An 18,436-nucleotide genomic window follows, 5' to 3' on the forward strand; every position below is an offset into this window, starting at 1 on the left:
CGCCAGGAAAATGGCCTGCTTCTCTCTTCTTTCAGAGCCACCAGAAAACGGTGATTGCAGCTTCCCCCTTCTCATCCACAGATGCCAAACCAGCAGTCTCCTCTTTGTTTCTATCCCCTTAGAGTAATTTTGGAAGGGGAAAAACGAAGAGACCCCTCTATTGGCCTCCTCCTTCACATTTCTCGGTCTCAAGTGAGTCCTCACCTGCACCAGAGGAATTTTCTCCTCCATCGGTTCCTCATCCGGTCCTTTGGGGAGACTGGCAGCGATGCATTCATCGGCGAGAGGTCGTGAAGCTCCTGCTGTTTTCGACAGTCATAGATGGGCTCATCCTCACATTAAATGAGCTTGGTTGATTGTGAGAAAAGAACTCTCTTGAGGGAGTACAACGAGGGAGGGTGTGTAGAAACGGAACGCCGAGGGCTAAACCCGGCAGAGGACGCGCAGCCGCAGGAGATCGAAGTTTGCTCGTCCGAAGACGATCCGCTTCTGAAGTTTGAGGCAATTGACCTGCGCCTCGACCTGACCATTACTCCAGATGCTCGAAAATGCGGCACGGACGGCTGCATAATCGAGACGAATTCCCCTCGCCATCTTGCGGAATTCGGGAAGGATGCTTTGTTCAGCGGTCTGAAGCCATGCATCCAGATCCCTGTCTCGATGCTCGGCCAGCATCATGACAAATTGTTGCCCTAATTGGTAGGCTGTTTCCAGATCGGGATGACCTTCTCGGATTTGCTCAACGTACTTGCGTTGCTGTTCATCCAGTTTTTCTGATCGACTGACAAGAAGCCAGGAAGCCCGCGTGGGAGACATTCGACGTTTCACCAGGGGTTGGGGAGGAGGCGAAGCCGAAGTTTCGATGGGAGGGGTTAAAGCCTGATGTACTACTTCCACTGCTCTCGCTGCCTTGTATTGCTTGCGAACACTGGCAAGAAAATTTCTGAGCAGAGATGTTGACCCGGTATAGCCACGAGCTTTGATCTCATCGTAAAGCTGAACACTGTTTCTACAGCCCTGTTCCCAACGCTCCCGGATGTAGGGCTTGTACTGATCCAGCATGCTGCCCCGTGGTCCTCTTCGGTGTGAGGCCATTTCAGGATACTCTTCAGCTTTGAGAAAACGACGAACGACCTCGCGGCACACCTTCAACTGTCGAGCGATGGCACGAACGCCAATCCCAAGCGTGTTCAGCCTTCGTACTTCTTCATACAAGCCATAGCGCCTCTCCCGTCGTGCCTGCCGGTGTAATTGTCGAGAATTGTCTGGCGGGGGTCGCCAATAGGGGGTCGGCGGGATCGTTCGATAGTGTTTTTCATCTGCCACCTCGACAGATGGGGGAACTGACTCCTTGGTGGGTGATCCTTTGATCCCTCGTGCGCGAGCAGGGATCGCATCAGCCCTGGTTGAAGCCTCGTGGGGTAAACAGGAGTGTCTCCGGTCCATTACCTCCTTGATCCTCTCTCGAAGGTTTTTCAGCAAATGGAATTTGTCGGCCACCTGCTCGGCTTGTGGAGCACCACGTTTGGCTGCTGCCGCATAATCTCCCCCTCGATCACGGCTGACCAATGTAATCTCTGGATGCGATCTCAGCCAGGTTTCCGCTGTTTGGGCGCTGCGATCTTCTAAGAGTTCAATCGGGCGACGACTTTGGAGGTCTACGACCAGCGTGCCATAGGTCATACCTTTCTTCCACGCCCAATCGTCGATCCCAACAATGGGCACAGACGTAGGTGGGGTGTAGATGCGTGCTCGCATCCTGCGCAACAATGTTGGTCCAGAAACCTGCATCCCCAGTTTGGGTGCAAGACGCTCTCCCAGTTCTCCGCAGGTGGCAAATCCAAGTGTCTGGAGGGTCTCTGAAAGCCGATTGGTCATGCGAGCATAGGAATGCACCAGAGAATCGAGGCGCTCCGTAAATATGCTGTGTGAGCAAGTGGATGTGGGACAGACAAAGCGGCGCACTCTCAGCTTCAAAATGACGCGCCGACCCCCAGCTGGCAGATCCGCCACGGTCCTGACATAGGCTCCGTGTATCCGATCAGATGAACAGCTACAGCCTGGACAGAGCGCGCATGGGTGATGGCAAGCAATGTGAACCAAGACACTGGTTGCGTCTTCCTCAACAGAGGTGATGCTCACCCCTTCTGGCAGAGGTAAAAAGGGCGAAGTGGGGTCTGTCTGGCTCATCGATGATGTTCTCCTTGCAACGTAACAACACACAACCATCGATGAGAGTCTATCAGAAAACTTTACAGCGGTTCAAGTAACCAAGCTCATTTAATGTGAGGATGAGCCTAGATGCACCCACCACCCGTATTTTTGGTAGCGAATAATCCAGTGGTGGCACTGTCAAAATGGGACCACTTCGCCTGCCGAAAAGGACCAGTTCTTTCTCTGACCGAGCGAGGAGCGGATCGAGTTGCTAGGTACACCATCTGTGATGAGTCTTCGTGGTCCTCTTTGAGGACTGCCACGGCGAAACGGCTTCCCCGAAGTTGACCCCTTTTCTTGCAGCCGGGTGGGCCTGATGTTGCCTGCCAAAAATAACATGTTCGTGCGCTCGTCTCCGTTCAAGCACGGTCTGCCATAGAGAGCCTCAATTTCCCCATCATCGAGAATATGCAGTCGTTTTGGTGCTGTGGTGACATCTGGCCTGGTCATACATCTTCCTCCTCAGGAGAACAGCAGGGGGTCAGAATGTCTCCTTTTTGAGATCTGAGGCGTTGGAAGGCGTTGAGCAACACCAAAAAGGCGACCAGCGCCGGTTTGCCTATGACGTGTTGGGCCAGGAAACGCTCATCAAGGGTCGGCGTAGACAGCTCACGCTCCGTCTGTGTGCGCTTCCGCTGCCGATAGGCGATCTCGTCGATTCGTGGCACGATGATTCCTTTCTAACCCTGACGACGTTCCCAGGCGCGCGCTTTGCGTTTGGCCGCTTCACGATTATCGGCAATGTAGCGTTCCAGGCTGCGTAAGGAGGTATGCCCACTAAAGCGTTTCAGATCGACTTCGGTATAATCATGAGCAATCCGCACGCTGATGGCCGTATGGCGAAGTTGGTGGAGATCCCACCCAGGCATATACTGCTTCCAGAGGGTGTCAGCCTGGCGGCACGAGAGGCGGGCATAGTCGTCAGGCGTCAAATCGGCACGCCGGGGAAGACGAGCCTTACGCTGGGTGACGAAGAGCGGCCCAGTGGTTGGGTTGCCGCGCGTGATCAGATATTTGTCTAGCAGTGTGCTGACAGCGCGAGATGTTTTTCTCGCGCGGGCGATCACCTTTGCCATGAATGGCAATCGAGCGATCCGGCCAGGAAATATCCTCGATATCAATTGCCTGCGCTGCCAGGAAGCGCAGGCCGCCATCATAGATGAGCCAGAAGAGCGCACGATCACGCGGGTCGGAGATCTGACGCAGCACCAACTCCACGCGCCCTGCGTCTAAGGCACGTGTTTCTCGTATGTGCTCCGGTTTGCGCTTGACGCTAACAAGAAGGTCAGCCATTTGCCACCCCATGCGCATAAAAACTTTAGAAAACTGCGCAGGGCTGCGAGCCGTCGGTTGTACGTTGTTGGAGCCAGCGACTCTTGGCGAGCGAGGTACGTCTGGATGATCTCGGTGGTCAGCGCAGAAACATCCGCCTAGCCATACTGCGCAAGCAGGGGTACCAGGTCCTCGGTATAACTTTCTGCGTGCCGCGCACTGTCAAGAAATTGTGCAAACGCGCTGGCGAGGATCGGCGTTTTCAAAAAGTCAGCTCTCTCCATTTGTTATCGCACCTAATGCGGATTCCGGGGCCGTTGGAATGGCCCATGTTGTGCGGGGATAGTCTAGCGTTTTGGACTAAAAAAGGCAAGGTATCGCAGCTAATGAGCCATTAGCTGCGATAGCCAGGGAAAAGATTGGCGGGATTCTCTTTCTCCCAATGAATGTGTCACTACCCGTCACTACCCGTCACAATTTCCTGGTCCACCAGGGTAATCCCCCGCCAAATCCGCGCACGATTCGTCCGGTCAGTCTGACAGCCAGCTGCTTTCAACTGCTGAGTAAAAGCCACCCGGGAGAGTGGATAGGAGTCCTGACGCTTTTCCACCCAGCGCTCATAGGCTTGCCAGAGATCGGAAGAACGGCACCAGGCGTAGGGATGTAATTCACAGCAGGCCGCCAGAAATGCTGCAAACGAAGCTTTCCCCATATCGGAGAAGGGAACTGCTTGCGTGGAGAGGGATACCCTTCTTCCCTCTTCTGCTTTTCTGAACTGGTTGCCATCCTGTGCTACCCGTTCTTGAGAACACTGGTCTTCTTCAGCGTCAGTTTGCACTTCTACCAGCTGAGCGTGGAGTGCGCGCGTGGCGATGGTTTGGGGGTGCGTATCTCCCAGGGAACGAGAACGGATCGCGAGCGCGCGTTCGACAAGGGAGCATGCTTCGCCTAGATTTCCCTGCTGTTGCCGGAAAACAGCCAGGCCATGCAGCGTTTGCGCGGTATCTGGATGCTGCAGGCCGACATGCTGCTCTTGAATAGTAAGTGCACGTTGAAAGAGCGTTTCTGCTTCTGCGTCCCGGCTCTGTTCCTGAGAAAGCAGAGCCAGACCGGTGAGCGCTGTTGCCACCAGGCGGTGCTCAGGCCCCAAACCTTGCTCCCAGATATGTAAGGCACGCAAGAAAAGCGGCTCCGCCTCTGCATATCTGCCTTGTTCTCGGTAGCTTTCCCCCAGGTTATGGAGCACTGTCGCCATCTGGGGATGGTCAGCTCCCAGGGTCTGTTCCTGGATACTCAAAACTCTTTGATAGATGGCCTCTGCCTCCGCGTACTTCCCCCAATTCCTATAGAGGATTGCCAACCCGGAGAGGACTTCGCCGACCTGCGGGTGCTCAGTTCCCAGCGTTCGCTCTCCCAGGTACACTGCCCGCAGATAGAGACCCTCTGCCTCTACGTAGCGGGAGCGTTCTGAAAAATAGGTCGCCACATGGGTCGTCAAGGCGATGCCCCGCTGTACCTCTGCCTCGCTCCATGCGAGGCAGTGCAGAGCATGGGATAGGAGACGTTCACACTGCCGCCAATAATCAGCATCTCTCTTATCATCAGAGGGAAAGACCTGGCTTATGGCACAGAGCACGCGTATTTTCCAGGTATGCTGGACTGTTTCTGGCAGCATGTCTTTCAGCACCACTTGCACCAGACGGTGAATGGAGAGCGTCTGCTCCTCGTGCTGCCGGGACAACAGCGAATACGAACAGACAAGGCCAATGACGCGATCCCACTCCAGCGGATCGCGACAGACGGCCTGAAGCTGTGCTCCCAGATGGTTCCCTCCCTGGCGAAAGAGTTCTTCAGGGATGCCATCGGGTTGCAGGAATGCACAGACCTGCAAAAGATCCTTCACAGCCGGATGACGCTCGGCGGCATCCATGATTGCCAGGGTGAAAGTCGTAGAAACCGAGGCGGGATGATCGTGGAGTCCCTCACCTCTTCGCTGGAGGAGCACGTCCCGCCGGGTTCGGAAGAGTTCGAGATAGGCTGGCACCCTACAGTGTGTTTCCTCCAGGTACGCTCCTGCCTGGTCGAGCGCAAGGGGCAATCCTCCCAGGACCGTCACCAGTTCCCAAGCCGCTGTGTACTGAAGAGGAGCCTGGATGGCAAGCTGACGAACCTGCTCGCCTGTCGCCTCTGGTGAGACCAGCTTGGCCCGGCGCAAGAGAAACAGGAGTCCTTCTTCTTGTCCCATTGGACAGAGATTCAGACTTCGAGCGAGTGTCCCCGATACCTGGCGACGTGTGGTGAGAAGGAGAGCTCCTGATCGCATGGAAGGCAAAAGGCGCCGCAAGATCGTCAGATCTTCTACGTTATCCCAGATCAGCAACCACTGACTGTGTATCGAGAGCCAGCGCTGAATTGCGAGGATGACCTGTTGTTGATCCTTCTCGTTTTGCTCTGGCAACTGGAGCGTCTCAGCGATACGCAGCAGACTGGCGACCACGTGCTCGTCTTCAATCCAGAAGACGGCGCTGTATTCCAGCGCATGCCGATACGCATACTCCAGGGCGATCTGCGTCTTGCCCACACCCCCAAGCCCATGCAGGGCCAAGGATTGCGTGAGCGCCACGGGGTAATCGATGCCAAGCTGGGTGTGCAACGCCTCCAGGATCTCCTCACGCCCAGTGAAGTAGCGATTGCGTAGCAAGGGGACCGACCAGTAAGGGGCAAGAGCCGTAAGGCTGGCTTCCAGCAGGCGACGCGTCTCCTGATCATCGAGCGTGAGGCAGCGTGCCAGTTCCAGGATCTGGGCTTTGTTTTCTGGGAGATAGGTTCCCTGTTCCCAGCGGAACACGGTACTACGATGCACCCCAAGGGCATCAGCCAGGTGCTGTTGGGTGCAACGCCGACGATGACGAAAGGTTTTCACAAGCGTCCCAAAGGAAGTGTCGTCATTGGTCAAGTTCATCGATGGGTCTCCTTCCGTGATTCTTTCAGAATACGTCTTTTCTGCTTCAAAATGCAGCTGCAATCGCAACATAGCGTACTCTATACTTCTATACGGAGATGATCGAAGAGACATCACATTCCCCGCACGTCGAAAGGCCAGGGAGGAGGCCTGCATCGATTATCTTTCTGCAGAGCAAGTCGCCAAGAAAACCACAACTATAAGGAGGTATGCACATGTCTAGCAAACTTTTCGCTTTTCAATTGGCTCGTCCCGCTGAGTCTTCGACAGAGCCGATAAGTGGTGGGTACGACCCTCAGAAGCAAATCATGGTCTGGCAGGCAGGAACCTATACACAAGCAGGAATACAACGTTATTACTGCTCAACACTCATCGGAGGCCAGCCTTTCTGCGATACAAAGGGTCGCGGCTTAGACTGCTTCACATCTGGAAATGAATGTGTCCCACAAGGATATATTTGCGATGGTTCCAACTGAGAAGATGCGTGTCGCTGTGCGGGGAGAGAGGGACTCTCAGCGGGAGGGATGAGAGCCATTGGAGAGAGGTCTTTCGCTCTTCGCAGCCTCTCTCGAGCGCAACGCGCACCAGCTCCCGTCTCCGCAAGCGCGCTCGTGTCTCTCCTGCCGCGAGAGGATGGTGGCCCGCTGGGCACGACACGCCTCCTCTGACACGCTCACGCAACGGCTGCTTTGAGCATCACCACTTGATAGGGCGCGAAGACATATTTTCCGCACCATGATGGTGCCATCTCCTGATCAGATGATGATGGTCAGAGCACGCCTGCTCTCTGGTGAGAGCATCGCTCATCGAGGGAGCAAAAGGGCCGTTTTGTGTGGAGGACCCGTCAACGATCGTAAGGAAAGCTATGGGTAGAAATCAGATTGTCATTGTGACCAATATGGACGACCTTCATACTGATGACGTGATCTTGCTGTTGCAAGAACGCGGGCACGAGGTGGTCCGACTCAATACCAACGATATCCCCTTGTCTACGACCCTCTCGCTCACCTTTAGCGACAAGAGCTCGGTCTGGAAAGGCTCCATCGCCATCCACACCAACGGGCGCGTCATCGACCTCGAGCAGGTCCGCTCCGTCTGGTGGCGCAGGCCGCAGAGGTTCGGCCTCCCCCTCGACCTCTCGGAGCAGGAGCGAGCGTTTGCCAACGATGAACTTGACCACGCGCTGCGTAGCGTCTGGGCTTCGCTCGACTGCTACTGGATCAGCCGTCCTGACGCCATTCGCGTGGCAACGTGGAAAGGAAATCAGTTACAGCGTGCTGCTCGGTTGGGACTTGAGGTTCCCCGCACGTTGCTCACCAGTGATCCCGAAGCGGTTCGCACGTTTTATGAGCAGTGCGGTGGACAGATCGTGTTCAAAGTCATGACCGATCCGTTCCTGGGAGCGCCAAAGCTTGCCCAGACGCACCCCGAGGGGCTCTCGGAGCAGCCGTTCATCACCACGACCACGCTGATCACTGCCTCGGAACTGGCACGGCTCGACTCGGTTCGCCTGGTGCCTTGCCTCTTTCAGGAGTACATCCCCAAACGCCTGGAACTGCGCGTGACCGTGATCGGTGACGACATCTTTGCCGCGGAAATTCATTCGCAGGAACACGAGCAGGCACGCCTTGACTGGCGCAACTACACATTGGATATTCCCTATCGCAAAGCGACGCTGCCCCAGGACATTGCGGACCGGTGCCTGACGTTGGTGAAAAGTTATGGCCTCAACTTCAGTGCCCTCGATCTCATTCTGACGCCCGATGGACGCTATGTCTTTCTCGAGAGCAACCCCAACGGTCAGTTCATTTTCATCGAGAAAATGGTGCCGGAACTGCGGATGACGGAGGCGTTAGCGTCCTGTCTGATTCGTGGGGCCAATTAGGGAGGGAAACATGCGCTGCGTTTCCAGTGATGGCCGTGAAACAGGGAGACGGGAACGCGCCGAGGGAAGCTGATCAGCGCAGGGCTTGCGCAAAACGCCGGAAAAACGCTGCGCCGGATTCGCTGCTCTCTGGCAACCAGGCAGCCACAGCAGGGGCTGGGATGGGAAACCATGCCCACGTCTCCGCGCACTGTCCTTTGTTTGCCCTCACCCTCCCAGCCCTGGGCTCTTGCACGTCCTGGGAGGACCTGCCTGGGATGCATAGAATAGGAACGCTCAAGAGAGAGAGAGATGTAATGGAATCGATGACGCTGCCACCACTGAGAGCGCTGGAGGAATGCCGCGGCAACCCGCTGATCCTCTACGTTGCTCCGCTGGAGAAGATGTGCGTGCGCGTCCTGTATGAGTGCCTGCGCACACTGGGCAAACAGGAGCGGCTGGATGTCGTCCTTGCCACCAATGGGGGAACCATCACGACGGCGCACCAAGTGGCGCGCTTGCTGCGCGAATATGCCCACCACCTGACAATTCTTGTGCCCTACCATGCGTTGTCAGCCGGGACCTTGCTGTGTCTGAGCGCGGATGAATTGGTCCTGGGGCCCATGTCTGCTCTGGGCCCGATTGATGCCCACATTGGTGCAGCGGGTTTTCCTCCACCAGATGCGCCGACCCTGATTTCGGCGCAGGATGTTCGCGCCTTCAGAGAAATGGCCGAGCAGTGGTTCGGGGTGGTCCGCGAGGAAGACCGGCTTCAGATCCTGGCCCTGGTCGCGCAACGGATTTTCCCCACCTCGCTCAGCGCCTTTTACCGCTCCGATCAACTCACGCGGCAGATTGCCAACGAACTGCTGGCCTATCAGTTACCCGATGTTGACACAAGCATCCGCCAGCACATCGTTGACCGCCTGGCAGGCGGCTACTTTGCTCACGATTACGTTATTTCGCGTCACGAGGCGCGGTCACTGGGATTGCGCGTGCGCTTTGCCTCGCAGCAGGAGGAGGCCCTGCTCTGGGAGGTGCTCCAGGCGAGCCGTCCTTCTCCGTGCGACTCCCCAACCCACCTGGAGGGAGAGACCACCGGAGTGATCGCGAGTTCCTCGTTTTCGGCCCGCCTGCTCCCGCGGTGGGTGGATGTGCCTGCTGCGAGGCACAAAACAGTGCGAGAGGGCGAATCCACGGAAAGGACGTTAGAAGTGCACTGGGACATGGAGGGGAAAGGAGATGGTGATGGTCTCTAGTAGTGTGCTCCTCTTTTGCCGCCTCACCATCGGGCTCACGTTTGCCTGGGCCGTGTTGGGCAAGCTCCGCGATCTTGCAGCTTTTCGAGAAGCAGTCGTTGATTTCCGCCTGCTCCCAGAGGCTCTCTCCAGAAACCTCGCCTGGGTATTTCTGCTGGCTGAATGCGCTCTCCTCCTCATGCTCGGGCTGGGCAATGCCCTGCTCTTGCCTGGTTTTGTGCTCTCTGCTGGACTGCTTGGGCTCTTCTCCGTCGCGCTTGGGCTGGTCCTGCGGCGGAGCATGCAGGTGAGCTGTAACTGTTTCGGCGTGACCGAGCGGCGTGTCTCTCCCTATGACGTGGCTCGCAATCTGCTCCTCATGGTGGGGAGTCTGGTGGGCTGCTGGACCAGCCTCGACGCCGGAGAGCCTGTAGCGGGAAGCACTCTCCTCCTCCTCGGGCTGATGGCCCTGGGCCTAGTCATCCTGGTCACGAACCTGGCCGATGTGGTTGAAACACTGCGCCGACCGTTTCCTTTGAATATGTGAGGAGCATATGGAAAGTATCTGGAACATCAGCTTGCTACTAGTATGGGCAGTCGTGCTCGTGAATCTGCTCTTGACCCTGCGCCTGGTGCGCTGGCGACGAGCCGTCATCCATGAGCAAGAGCAAGCTGCAACGCGCGAAGCAGCCCCTGAACTTGCAGTTGACACACCCGCTCCCGCATTCAGAGCGAGAACACTCACTGGCGAGCTGGTGCGGCTGGCAACCTATACTGGACACTCGGTGCTGTTCCTTTTCGTGTCGCCGCGGTGTGGGAGTTGTCGCCTGAAGCTCCCACTGCTCACGAAGCTGAGACCGCTGGCCAAAGAACGCTCAGGGGTCGATTTCGTGCTGGTGAGCGATGTGAGTGCAGCGGAGACCTACGCCTGGGTCGAGAGCATCCGCGAAGAGGACAAGGTCGAGGTGGACTTCCCGATCCTGCTGGACCCCCAGTATCGTTCGGGCTTCATGTGGGCATATAATCCGCGGGGCATGATCCCCTACTTTTGCCTGATCGATGCCCAGGGGATCGTGCAAGCCCGTGGCCTGGTGGGAACGGAAGAAGAATGGTCCAGGCTTCAACGTGAATGGGAAGGTCCAACGGCTCTCAGCCCTTTCTTACACAGGTATAGATGAAGGAGTGTCTCCATGTCAAGCAACGGAAACGCCCCGCGCCGGCTGGGAAACCTCGCAGAGACCGCGACGATGAGCACTTTGCGGTGAGACACATCTTCCAGGCGTTGACCGACCTGCCCAGGGTGATGGGCTTGATCTGGTCGAGCAGCCGTTGGATGACCAGCACGATGGTGCTGGTCAGTCTCATCAGCGGCGTTGTGGCCGCCGTGAGTGTCTGGATAACGCGCGGTGTGGTCGATAGCGTGATTGTTGTTGCCTTCAGCCCCTCGCATCCGTTGGGTCCGGTCTGGTTCTTTGTGGTGGCGCAACTGGTGGTGGGCCTGGGCAGAGCCTGCTCAGCACCCTGAGCACGATGGTCCAGTAACTGTTGCAGGAGCGCCTTGGCAATCGCGTGCAGTCCATGATTCTGCACAAAGTCGAGACGCTCGACCTGACCTTCTTCGAGAACGCCGATTTCTATGATGAGCTGCGCAACGCCAGCGATGAATCGATCTATAAACCCATGCAGATGATCTCACAGGTGTTTGATGTCCTCAAAACCGTCATGACGCTCTTCTCCAGGCTCGCACTCTTGCTGAGCCTGGCCTGGTGGCTGGCGATGAGCGCGCTGCTCATGCCCATTCCCTCGTTCCTCTCCAGTTCGCGCTATGGCTGGCATAGCTATCAGAAAATGTGCCGGCAGTCTCCCCAACGGCGCCGCCTGCACTACCTGGTTCGCCTGATGACGACCGACACCTACAATAAGGAAATCAAGCTGTTCAACCTGGGACCCTTTTTCTCCACCAGTATGACGAGGTGGCCGAGGAGTTGTATCAACAGGACAGGCAAATTGTGGTGCCGCGTTCCCTGGTCGGTTTTGGCTGGGGCGGCCTCTCTACCCTGGCCAATGCAGCCATCTCCATCTACATAGCGCTCCAGGCCATCAGCAGAGCCATCACAATTGGTAGTCTGAACATGTACGCGCAGGCGGTGATGCAGGTCGGGTCGAGCTTCCAGGGGATGCTGGCCGATATCTCCGGGATCTACGAGAATAATCTGTATGTGGACACCCTCTACGAGTTTCTGGAGTATCAGCCGCGCATCCTCTCGCCGGCCGATCCGCGCTCTATCGAGCGCGATCCCGTGGTGCCCGGCCTCTCGATTGAGTTTCGCGATGTGAGCTTTACCTATCCCGACAAAGATCCTGAGACTGAGACGGCTCTGCACCACGTGAGCTTTACGATCAAGGCGGGCGAGGCCATCGCGCTGGTCGGACGCAACGGAGCGGGCAAAACGACGCTGGTGAAGCTGCTGACGCGGCTCTACGATCCCGACGAGGGTCAGATCCTCATTGGTGGACGCGATATGCGCGACTATTCAATTGAGGAACTGCGCCACGTCGTCGGCGTCATTTTTCAGGACTATGTGACCTATTTCCTGACTGCGCGTGAAAACATTGGCGTGGGCAAGGTGGAGGAGATTGACAATCTGGATCTGGTGGAGCGGGCCGCGGGCAAGAGCGGGGCCAATGCAGTGATTACCAACTTGCCGAGTGGCTACGAGACGCTGAAACAAGAGGCAAGAGTTGCGGAACTGGAGGCCAAATTGGCGGGGCTAGAACCGTAGCGCACATTTGTCGAGCATATCCGCTCACTGATACAGCGAGAAGAACAGGGCCTTTTTGGTGATCTTCCTCCTCGCTTGTGAATCTGCTCTTCTTCAAATGTCGGTGCCTTATAGGAAAGACCCAGAACACCACATCTCCGACGGTTGGCTCAGCTCGGTCAAGGTCAGCAAGCGATGCATATTCCTGTCCTGTCGCAGGGGAATGGACAGAGCACCCAAGGCTTTGACAAACGTCTTCAAGTGTTTCGAGTCGCTCAACCCGGTCCAGCAGAAAAAGGAGCCAGGAGGTGATCGTTTCTCCTAAATTTTCGTCGGACAATGCCAACAATGACTGCTGGACTTCTGTTGCAAGCTCTCTCGTCCGTGGTCGCATACAATTAAGCCTCTTTTTCCAAAAAGTGTCTGTCTCACACGTGATCTCAAGTTCTAACGTATCACTATTCTACCTTGTCGTGGAGGTTTTCTAAAGGAGGGGAATGACAGAAGAACAGATCTTGCCGTTACAGAAGCCAACGAACGGCCTGATAATGCTGCGAAAACTGCTGCTGTGAAAGGTTCGGAAAAAGCCGATCATAAGGGGGGCTGCCAATTTTGTTCAGGACATCCTGGCACAAACGATCCAGTCCCGTCACATCGACATATCCTTGACGAATCAACAGTTGCACATCAAGAACATCCTGTCGATTCGCTCGCTGCGTTTTGGATAATGCGAAACGTCATGCGCTCTTCGAGCGCACCACTCCCGATGAAAAAGGGTATACTGTCAGGTGGCCAACCTCGAAGAAGAGAAGACGACCAACAGTATACCGCCTTTGAGCGTGCTTTTGAAACTGTACCCAGGTGTCTGGACGAACCACTCCCTCTCGCCTCATTCCATCTCTCATGGATGTGAGAGCACGAAGAAGATACTGAACCCATCAGACACCCACCTTCGGGTTGCCGCAGAAAGGAGAGATGCAAATGCAAGTCATGTACGAGCGCTGTGCAGGCATTGATGTGCATCAGCGTTTTCTCGTGGTTTGTCTCAGCAGTGTGGAGGCAGGCGAGCTCCGCAAAGAGATCCGTAGTTTCCGGGATGAGACGTCCGATCTGCTGGCCTTGCGAGAATGGCTGGTACAGGTGAAGGGTACTCACGTTGGCATGGAAAGCACAGGAGTCTATTGGATGCAGGTGTATCGGCGACAGGATCGGCTTCTTTGAGCTAGTGGTGACTAACGCGCAGCACATGAAAGCTGTTCCAGGCAGGAAAACCGATGTACAGGATGCCGAATGGATCGCGGATGTATTGCAACACGGCCTCTTAACTGCCAGCTTCGTTCCTAGCCAGCACCAGCAGGAGCTGCGTGATCTCACCCGGTTGCGAGTCAGTTTGGTTCAAGAACGTGGACGCCTGATCAATCGAGTCCGACATCCGTCCTTGAAGAGGCAGGCATGAAGCTAGCAGTGGTACTCAGCGACATTCTGGGGAAATCAGGACGAAGCATTCTCGAAGCTCTCGGCGCTGGAGAAAGCGATCCAGCCCAATTGGCAAGCAAGGGAGCACTCAATGTCCGCGCGAGCCCAGAACAGTTGATCGCTGCTTTGACAGCAGATTGGCGAGAGCATCACCGCTTTCTGTTACGAGAACTCCTCAGTCTGATTGACGCCCAAGATCGGTCGATGAGCCATCTGGAACAGGAGATTGAACGACGTTTAGCTCCTTTCGAGGAGCAAATCGAGCGATGTGAAAAGACTCACGGGAGTGAGTCGAGAAGGAATCCATGTGCTGATGGCTGAGGTGGGAACCAACCTTGAGCGCTTTCCAGATGCCGAACACCTCAGTTCTTGGGCAGGAGTTTGTCCTGGAAAGACAGGAAAGCGCAGGCAAACGACTCAGCGGAAAAGCTAAGCATGGAAACCGCTATGTGAGAGCCACGTTGGTCCAAGCAGCTCATGGGGCGCGTCGATCAAAAACCTATCTAGGGGAACGCTATCGTCGCCTAAAAAAACGACGGGGGAGTAAACGGGCGGCTTTAGCAGTGGGGCACAATATTCTCGTGATTTACTCTCAGATGATGAAAACGGGTGAGCCGTACCGCGAGAAAGGAGAAGCATTTTTCCACCAAACAAATCTTGACCAAGTCGAGCATCGGCTGATTCACCGTCTGGAGCAGTTGGGCTATCAGGTGAGCAGACAACCGCAGCCAGCAGCCTGACGATGACAACCAGGTACAGCAAGTTGAGTGAAAATCACTTCCACAGAGTAGTGTTAGGGGGCGTTTTTTTACGTGTTCTACCCCTTTTTCAGAAGACACTGTTGGGAAACTTCCTCCATTGCATGTGTTAGGATAAGAACAAAAGGAGTTCAAGCAGACGCTTGTCAGAAGGAGCAGGAAGATGACCTTCCACTCCCAAAACGAGTTTTCCATCCCCGAAGAAACAGCCCGTGTCGCTTGTGCAGCCTATCCTAAAGGTAACCTCTACATGCAGATGCACATCGCGTTAGGGACCATTTACCAAGATGAAGCTTTTGCTCATTTCTTTCCGCAGAACGGGCGTCCTGCTGAAGCGCCATGGCGGCTCGCGTTCATCACAGTGGTGCAGTTCCTAGAAGGACTCCCGGATCGACAAGCCGCTGATGCAGTGCGAGGGCGAATTGATCTGAAGTATGCTTTGGGCTGAGAATTGAGCGATCCCGGCTTTGACTTTCCCATTTTGTCGGACTTTCGCAAGCGCCTGATAGATCAGGGAGCAGAGCAGCTCTTGCTGGATGCCATGCTGGTCTTATTTAAAGAGCGGGGTTGGCGGAAGCGAACGTCAGCGTCAACGAACCGACTCCACCCATGTGCTGGCGAGAGTGCGAGCGATTCATCGACTCATGTGCGTCGGTGAGGCGATGCGCTTTGCGCTCAATAGTCTGGCTATCATTGCTGGAGACTGGTTATTGGCCCATAGCGACCCCCAATGGGTTGACCGTTACGGGCACCGTATCGAGGAGCCCCGCCTCCCACGCAACCAGCAGGATCGTCAGGCGATAGCTGAACAGATCGGTCCAGATGGTTCACAGTTGTTGGCTGATCTCTATGCGCGAGAGGCCCCTGCCTTTTTTACGTGAGATCCCAGCAGTTCAAACCCTGCGCCGCGTCTGGATCCAAAATGATGTCTGGGTTGAGGGCCAGCTCAGCTTTCGCAGCAATGAGAATCTTCCTCCAGGTAAGCAGTTCATCAACTCCCCTTATGATCAAGAAGCCCGCTATGGTAAAAAGCGTGAAACGCGATGGACTGGTGACATCCGTGCATCTCACCGAAACCTGCGAAGATGATGCTCCTCATCTCATTGCGCATGTGACTACCAGCGCTGCTGCCACCACTGATGAGGCCATGACTGAAACGATCCATGCCGAGCTTGAGCAGAAGAAGCTCACTCCACGTCAACATTTGCTCGACTCAGGCTATATTACCGCACCCATTCTGGTCAGTAGTCACCAGCAGTACGGGATTGAAGTGATCGGTCCTGCTCGCGGGGATGTCAAGTGGCAAGCCAATACCGAGGGAGGTATCGATGCTAGCCAGTTCCATATCGATTGGGAACAAAAGCTTGCCATCTGCCCCGCAGGGCAACGCAGTATCAATTGGACTCCTGCCATCGACGACCGGAAAAATGAGGTGATCAAGATCAAGTTCTCCACCACCGATTGCAGCCACTGTCCGCGCCAGGTCGGCTGTATCCGATCGGAAAAGAAGTCGAAGCGGCGCACCATCACTGTCCGACCCCAGGCCCAACATGAAGCGTTGCAAGCCGCCCGTCGTCGGCAAAAGACGTCAGCCTTTGCTCGCCAGTATGTTCTGCGAGAAGGCGTCGAAGCGACGATGTCTCAAGGGGTGCGAGCCTTTGGCATGCGTCGTTCACGGTATATTGGCCTAGCCAAAACGCATTTACAACATCTTGGCATTGCCGCTGCAATCAATCTAGTACGTGTGGGAGCATGGCTCGGTGGGGAGGATCTCACTCCCACGCGCTTCTCGGCTTTCCAAAGGCTTTGCTTTGAAGCCTAAGGGAGTTTCCCAACAGTGTCGGATTTGGTGATGCCGCTCCCATTTCACTGAAGATCGACACTGCTGTTTCTCTCACACAGAACGCCTCCACCCCTCCCGCCACCTTGCATCGCTCTCCTTTCCCCTATCCTCTCTTTGCTTTCCTCTCAGCCAGTCTGCCATATCAGCCTACTTCGCTTCCGCTGGGAGTTGCGGCACGTGGATCTCATGCTCAGGAGTCACATCGACAATCCAATGTTTCGGAGCTTGATCTAGCCCTCCTAACGGCACCTCGGTCAAATCGATGATTGCTTTCATTCCCTCTGCTGCTGTAAACACTCCTTTAAGGGTAAGATACACGGTATTCCCTTCGACACGAGCGTTGGGCAAGGGCCTCCGTTCAAAGATGGTCGTGATCGGATAACGTACCGCATGAAGCATGCTTTGTAATGGTCCCATCCAGATGGACACATCTGTAATCATATGCCCAGTGAACGCCCCAGTCATCTCAAACGGAACGCGCGGGATCGTTTTCTCGATCTTGAGGACGGCGGTCAACTTGGAGTGAGGAGGCACCAGCACATCTTGAATGAACTTCCAGCCGCGCTCCTTTGTCTCCGTTACCGTCTCAGTCGAGGTAAACGAATAATCCGTCGAAATGCTAGTGTCAATACCTCCAACAAAGGGCACCTTGAAGCTTGCGGAGACTGACATTCCTAGAGAAATGGCCTCTTCTGTTGCCCAAGTGTAGCTATTCATAACCGTCTCGTTGCGCTCAATATGCGCAGTTTGAGGATTAGGGGTCCTGTTATTCTCCTCGATCTCATCAATCGTATCGAACGTTGTACCTGGAGTCCACTGCTGAGCGTAGCTAATGTCACCAGCAAAGCGAAGTTCACCATACTGAAGTTCATGTACTTGAGCATGAGTGATAAGAGGGGACGATTCCCGTACCAGTGTGGCAATGCTCTCCCCAATGTGCTTATCAACGTCCACCGATGTTGTCACTGCCGTCTCCTTTTCTCTTTTTGCGCATCCTCTCTGAAACATCTCTTCTTTTAGTATAGGTGGGAAGAGATTGCTGCGCAAGAGGTAAGACTAAGATCCTGGCGAAAATGGTAACTGTTCAGAAGGTGGTAAATTAACTGAGGAGTGGCTCTGTCTCGTTTTTGGTGATGACGCATAGCTTGAAACCCGATGAAAAGCGCGGAGACCGCAACAGGAAGGGATGAATGAGAACAAGAGCTTCCGTGCCAGGTAAGGACTGGGTTGAGGGCATCTCCGCATCACCAAATATGAGACAGAGCCCCTTGAGAAGGCATTTACTCATTCTTGTTCATTTACAACTTCGATGCTAAGTATTCCAGATAGGAAGCGGTTTCGCAAGTATCCAATGGCTGTGCTGATCACGCTTCACGCCGATTGATCACACGAAACCTCAAAACTTGACCAATCTTCGTGTCATTTACCATCTGCTCAACCACACGCAAACAGCAGAAAGGAGGGGCATGCTCAGGTCTCGTCCTTTCTGCAAGGGATGCTCGGATCTTCTTGCGGTGGAGAGAAGCGCCAGTAGCGCTGCAGGAGTCGTGTAATACGCAAGTATTCAGTGTTCAGGCTGCGGTCCAGTTCGTCGAGACACGCTTGGACTCTCCGACGCTGTGCAGCCATACGAGCGGTTCCGAGCTCGACAGTTAGAATCCCAGGCGGGCTCAGTCTCCCTTTCCGACCTGTCCTGGTGGGTGTGCCTGATGGTATAGGTTGCGGTTAGAATCCCAGGCGGGCTCATACTCCCTTTCCGACTACGCCCCAACTATGTCTGAACCTCTTTGTTCAGGCAGTTAGAATCCCAGGCGGGCTCAGTCTCCCTTTCCGACGGAAGCAATATACAGTACACCGGCAAACTGAGGATGGTTAGAATCCCAGGCGGGCTCATACTCCCTTTCCGACGTTGTAACTGTGCTCTGAAGATGCTGGTACTGGTTGGTTAGAATCCCAGGCGGGCTCATACTCCCTTTCCGACTACGCAAGCGTGATGGCAAATGGATCGCTGCCATCACACTTGCCGATGGCAGCCGCAAAACAAACT

The 18,436-nt window shown here is 55.3% G+C and carries 22 protein-coding genes, 1 pseudogene and 1 CRISPR repeat array; of the genes and pseudogenes, 14 read left to right on the forward strand and 9 right to left on the reverse strand.

The window, feature by feature from the left end; translation table 11 throughout:
* Nucleotides 1-423 precede the first annotated feature (423 nt).
* The 7 genes from EPA93_RS16720 to fxsT all read right to left on the reverse strand — a co-directional run bounded on the left by EPA93_RS16720 (nucleotide 424) and on the right by fxsT (nucleotide 6,448).
* The gene (locus EPA93_RS16720; protein WP_165422819.1) at nucleotides 424-2,190 is read right to left on the reverse strand and encodes an ISL3 family transposase; all 1,767 of its coding nucleotides are present in this window, start codon (nucleotides 2,188-2,190) and stop codon (nucleotides 424-426) included.
* A 162-nt stretch (nucleotides 2,191-2,352) separates the two neighbouring features.
* Nucleotides 2,353-2,664 carry a hypothetical protein gene (locus tag EPA93_RS16725; protein WP_129888600.1) on the reverse strand — a complete coding sequence of 104 codons (312 nt, stop codon included), beginning with the start codon at nucleotides 2,662-2,664 and terminating at the stop codon, nucleotides 2,353-2,355.
* The gene (locus EPA93_RS16730; RefSeq protein WP_129888601.1) at nucleotides 2,661-2,882 is read right to left on the reverse strand and encodes a hypothetical protein; all 222 of its coding nucleotides are present in this window, start codon (nucleotides 2,880-2,882) and stop codon (nucleotides 2,661-2,663) included. The genes EPA93_RS16725 and EPA93_RS16730 overlap by 4 nt, the downstream gene beginning before the upstream one ends.
* Before the next feature lie 12 nt (nucleotides 2,883-2,894).
* Entirely contained in the window at nucleotides 2,895-3,290 is a 396-nt protein-coding gene (locus tag EPA93_RS48455) for a hypothetical protein (RefSeq protein ID WP_165423187.1), read from the reverse strand.
* The gene (locus EPA93_RS16740) at nucleotides 3,172-3,507 is read right to left on the reverse strand and encodes a site-specific integrase (RefSeq protein WP_129888603.1); all 336 of its coding nucleotides are present in this window, start codon (nucleotides 3,505-3,507) and stop codon (nucleotides 3,172-3,174) included. Before EPA93_RS16740 ends, EPA93_RS48455 begins: the two co-directional genes overlap by 119 nt.
* Nucleotides 3,444-3,629, reverse strand: coding sequence for a site-specific integrase (locus EPA93_RS50985; protein WP_129894558.1), 186 nt, complete (start codon nucleotides 3,627-3,629; stop codon nucleotides 3,444-3,446). The genes EPA93_RS16740 and EPA93_RS50985 overlap by 64 nt, the downstream gene beginning before the upstream one ends.
* A 311-nt stretch (nucleotides 3,630-3,940) precedes the next feature.
* A complete protein-coding gene (fxsT, locus tag EPA93_RS16750) occupies nucleotides 3,941-6,448 on the reverse strand; it encodes an FxSxx-COOH system tetratricopeptide repeat protein (RefSeq protein WP_129888604.1) in 2,508 nt (835 codons plus the stop codon).
* A gap of 215 nt (nucleotides 6,449-6,663) precedes the next feature.
* Between fxsT and EPA93_RS16755 the strand changes: the two genes are divergently transcribed.
* The 8 genes from EPA93_RS16755 (at nucleotide 6,664) to EPA93_RS16790 (ending at nucleotide 12,333) form a co-directional block, all read left to right on the forward strand.
* On the forward strand, nucleotides 6,664-6,924 hold the full coding sequence (locus tag EPA93_RS16755; protein ID WP_129888605.1) for a hypothetical protein: 261 nt from the start codon (nucleotides 6,664-6,666) through the stop codon (nucleotides 6,922-6,924).
* A 389-nt stretch (nucleotides 6,925-7,313) separates the two neighbouring features.
* Nucleotides 7,314-8,333 (forward strand): MvdC/MvdD family ATP grasp protein, encoded by a 1,020-nt coding sequence (locus EPA93_RS16760; RefSeq protein WP_129888606.1) that lies wholly within the window; start codon nucleotides 7,314-7,316, stop codon nucleotides 8,331-8,333.
* Between the two features lie 161 nt (nucleotides 8,334-8,494).
* The gene (locus EPA93_RS16765; RefSeq protein WP_165423188.1) at nucleotides 8,495-9,571 is read left to right on the forward strand and encodes an SDH family Clp fold serine proteinase; all 1,077 of its coding nucleotides are present in this window, start codon (nucleotides 8,495-8,497) and stop codon (nucleotides 9,569-9,571) included.
* Nucleotides 9,561-10,097, forward strand: a complete 537-nt coding sequence (locus EPA93_RS16770; protein WP_165423189.1) for a MauE/DoxX family redox-associated membrane protein — start codon at nucleotides 9,561-9,563, stop codon at nucleotides 10,095-10,097. The genes EPA93_RS16765 and EPA93_RS16770 overlap by 11 nt, the downstream gene beginning before the upstream one ends.
* Nucleotides 10,098-10,104: 7 nt before the next feature.
* Nucleotides 10,105-10,728, forward strand: coding sequence for a TlpA family protein disulfide reductase (locus tag EPA93_RS16775; RefSeq protein ID WP_129888609.1), 624 nt, complete (start codon nucleotides 10,105-10,107; stop codon nucleotides 10,726-10,728).
* On the forward strand, nucleotides 10,725-11,075 hold the full coding sequence (locus EPA93_RS16780) for a hypothetical protein (RefSeq protein WP_129888610.1): 351 nt from the start codon (nucleotides 10,725-10,727) through the stop codon (nucleotides 11,073-11,075). The genes EPA93_RS16775 and EPA93_RS16780 overlap by 4 nt, the downstream gene beginning before the upstream one ends.
* 20 nt (nucleotides 11,076-11,095) lie before the next feature.
* Nucleotides 11,096-11,638, forward strand: a complete 543-nt coding sequence (locus EPA93_RS16785; protein WP_129888611.1) for a hypothetical protein — start codon at nucleotides 11,096-11,098, stop codon at nucleotides 11,636-11,638.
* Nucleotides 11,536-12,333, forward strand: a complete 798-nt coding sequence (locus tag EPA93_RS16790; protein WP_129888612.1) for an ATP-binding cassette domain-containing protein — start codon at nucleotides 11,536-11,538, stop codon at nucleotides 12,331-12,333. The genes EPA93_RS16785 and EPA93_RS16790 overlap by 103 nt, the downstream gene beginning before the upstream one ends.
* Before the next feature lie 500 nt (nucleotides 12,334-12,833).
* On the opposite strand, the gene EPA93_RS48460 is transcribed toward EPA93_RS16790, so the two are convergent.
* Entirely contained in the window at nucleotides 12,834-12,998 is a 165-nt protein-coding gene (locus EPA93_RS48460) for a hypothetical protein (RefSeq protein ID WP_165423190.1), read from the reverse strand.
* Between the two features lie 295 nt (nucleotides 12,999-13,293).
* On the opposite strand from EPA93_RS48460, the gene EPA93_RS16795 reads away from it, so the two are divergent.
* The 6 genes and pseudogenes from EPA93_RS16795 to EPA93_RS50995 all read left to right on the forward strand — a co-directional run bounded on the left by EPA93_RS16795 (nucleotide 13,294) and on the right by EPA93_RS50995 (nucleotide 16,368).
* Nucleotides 13,294-13,533, forward strand: a complete 240-nt coding sequence (locus EPA93_RS16795) for an IS110 family transposase (protein ID WP_129888613.1) — start codon at nucleotides 13,294-13,296, stop codon at nucleotides 13,531-13,533.
* 25 nt (nucleotides 13,534-13,558) lie between these two features.
* On the forward strand, nucleotides 13,559-13,768 hold the full coding sequence (locus EPA93_RS16800) for an IS110 family transposase (RefSeq protein WP_129888614.1): 210 nt from the start codon (nucleotides 13,559-13,561) through the stop codon (nucleotides 13,766-13,768).
* Entirely contained in the window at nucleotides 13,765-14,109 is a 345-nt protein-coding gene (locus EPA93_RS48465; RefSeq protein WP_165423191.1) for a hypothetical protein, read from the forward strand. Before EPA93_RS16800 ends, EPA93_RS48465 begins: the two co-directional genes overlap by 4 nt.
* Nucleotides 14,102-14,221 carry a transposase gene (locus EPA93_RS50990; RefSeq protein ID WP_422877880.1) on the forward strand — a complete coding sequence of 40 codons (120 nt, stop codon included), beginning with the start codon at nucleotides 14,102-14,104 and terminating at the stop codon, nucleotides 14,219-14,221. Before EPA93_RS48465 ends, EPA93_RS50990 begins: the two co-directional genes overlap by 8 nt.
* 16 nt (nucleotides 14,222-14,237) lie before the next feature.
* Nucleotides 14,238-14,528 (forward strand): hypothetical protein, encoded by a 291-nt coding sequence (locus tag EPA93_RS16810; protein WP_129888616.1) that lies wholly within the window; start codon nucleotides 14,238-14,240, stop codon nucleotides 14,526-14,528.
* 181 nt (nucleotides 14,529-14,709) lie between these two features.
* A pseudogene (locus tag EPA93_RS50995) lies at nucleotides 14,710-16,368 on the forward strand (IS1182 family transposase).
* 168 nt (nucleotides 16,369-16,536) lie between these two features.
* Here the strand turns inward: EPA93_RS50995 and EPA93_RS16830 are convergent.
* Nucleotides 16,537-17,355: an ETX/MTX2 family pore-forming toxin gene (locus EPA93_RS16830; RefSeq protein WP_165423194.1), complete on the reverse strand. Its 819-nt coding sequence runs from the start codon at nucleotides 17,353-17,355 to the stop codon at nucleotides 16,537-16,539.
* 683 nt (nucleotides 17,356-18,038) lie between these two features.
* Nucleotides 18,039-18,370: a CRISPR direct-repeat array (repeat unit 39 nt; unit sequence TGGTTAGAATCCCAGGCGGGCTCATACTCCCTTTCCGAC).
* Nucleotides 18,371-18,436 lie beyond the last annotated feature (66 nt).

Source organism: Ktedonosporobacter rubrisoli (assembly GCF_004208415.1).
GTDB classification, from domain to species: Bacteria; Chloroflexota; Ktedonobacteria; order Ktedonobacterales; family Ktedonobacteraceae; genus Ktedonosporobacter; species Ktedonosporobacter rubrisoli.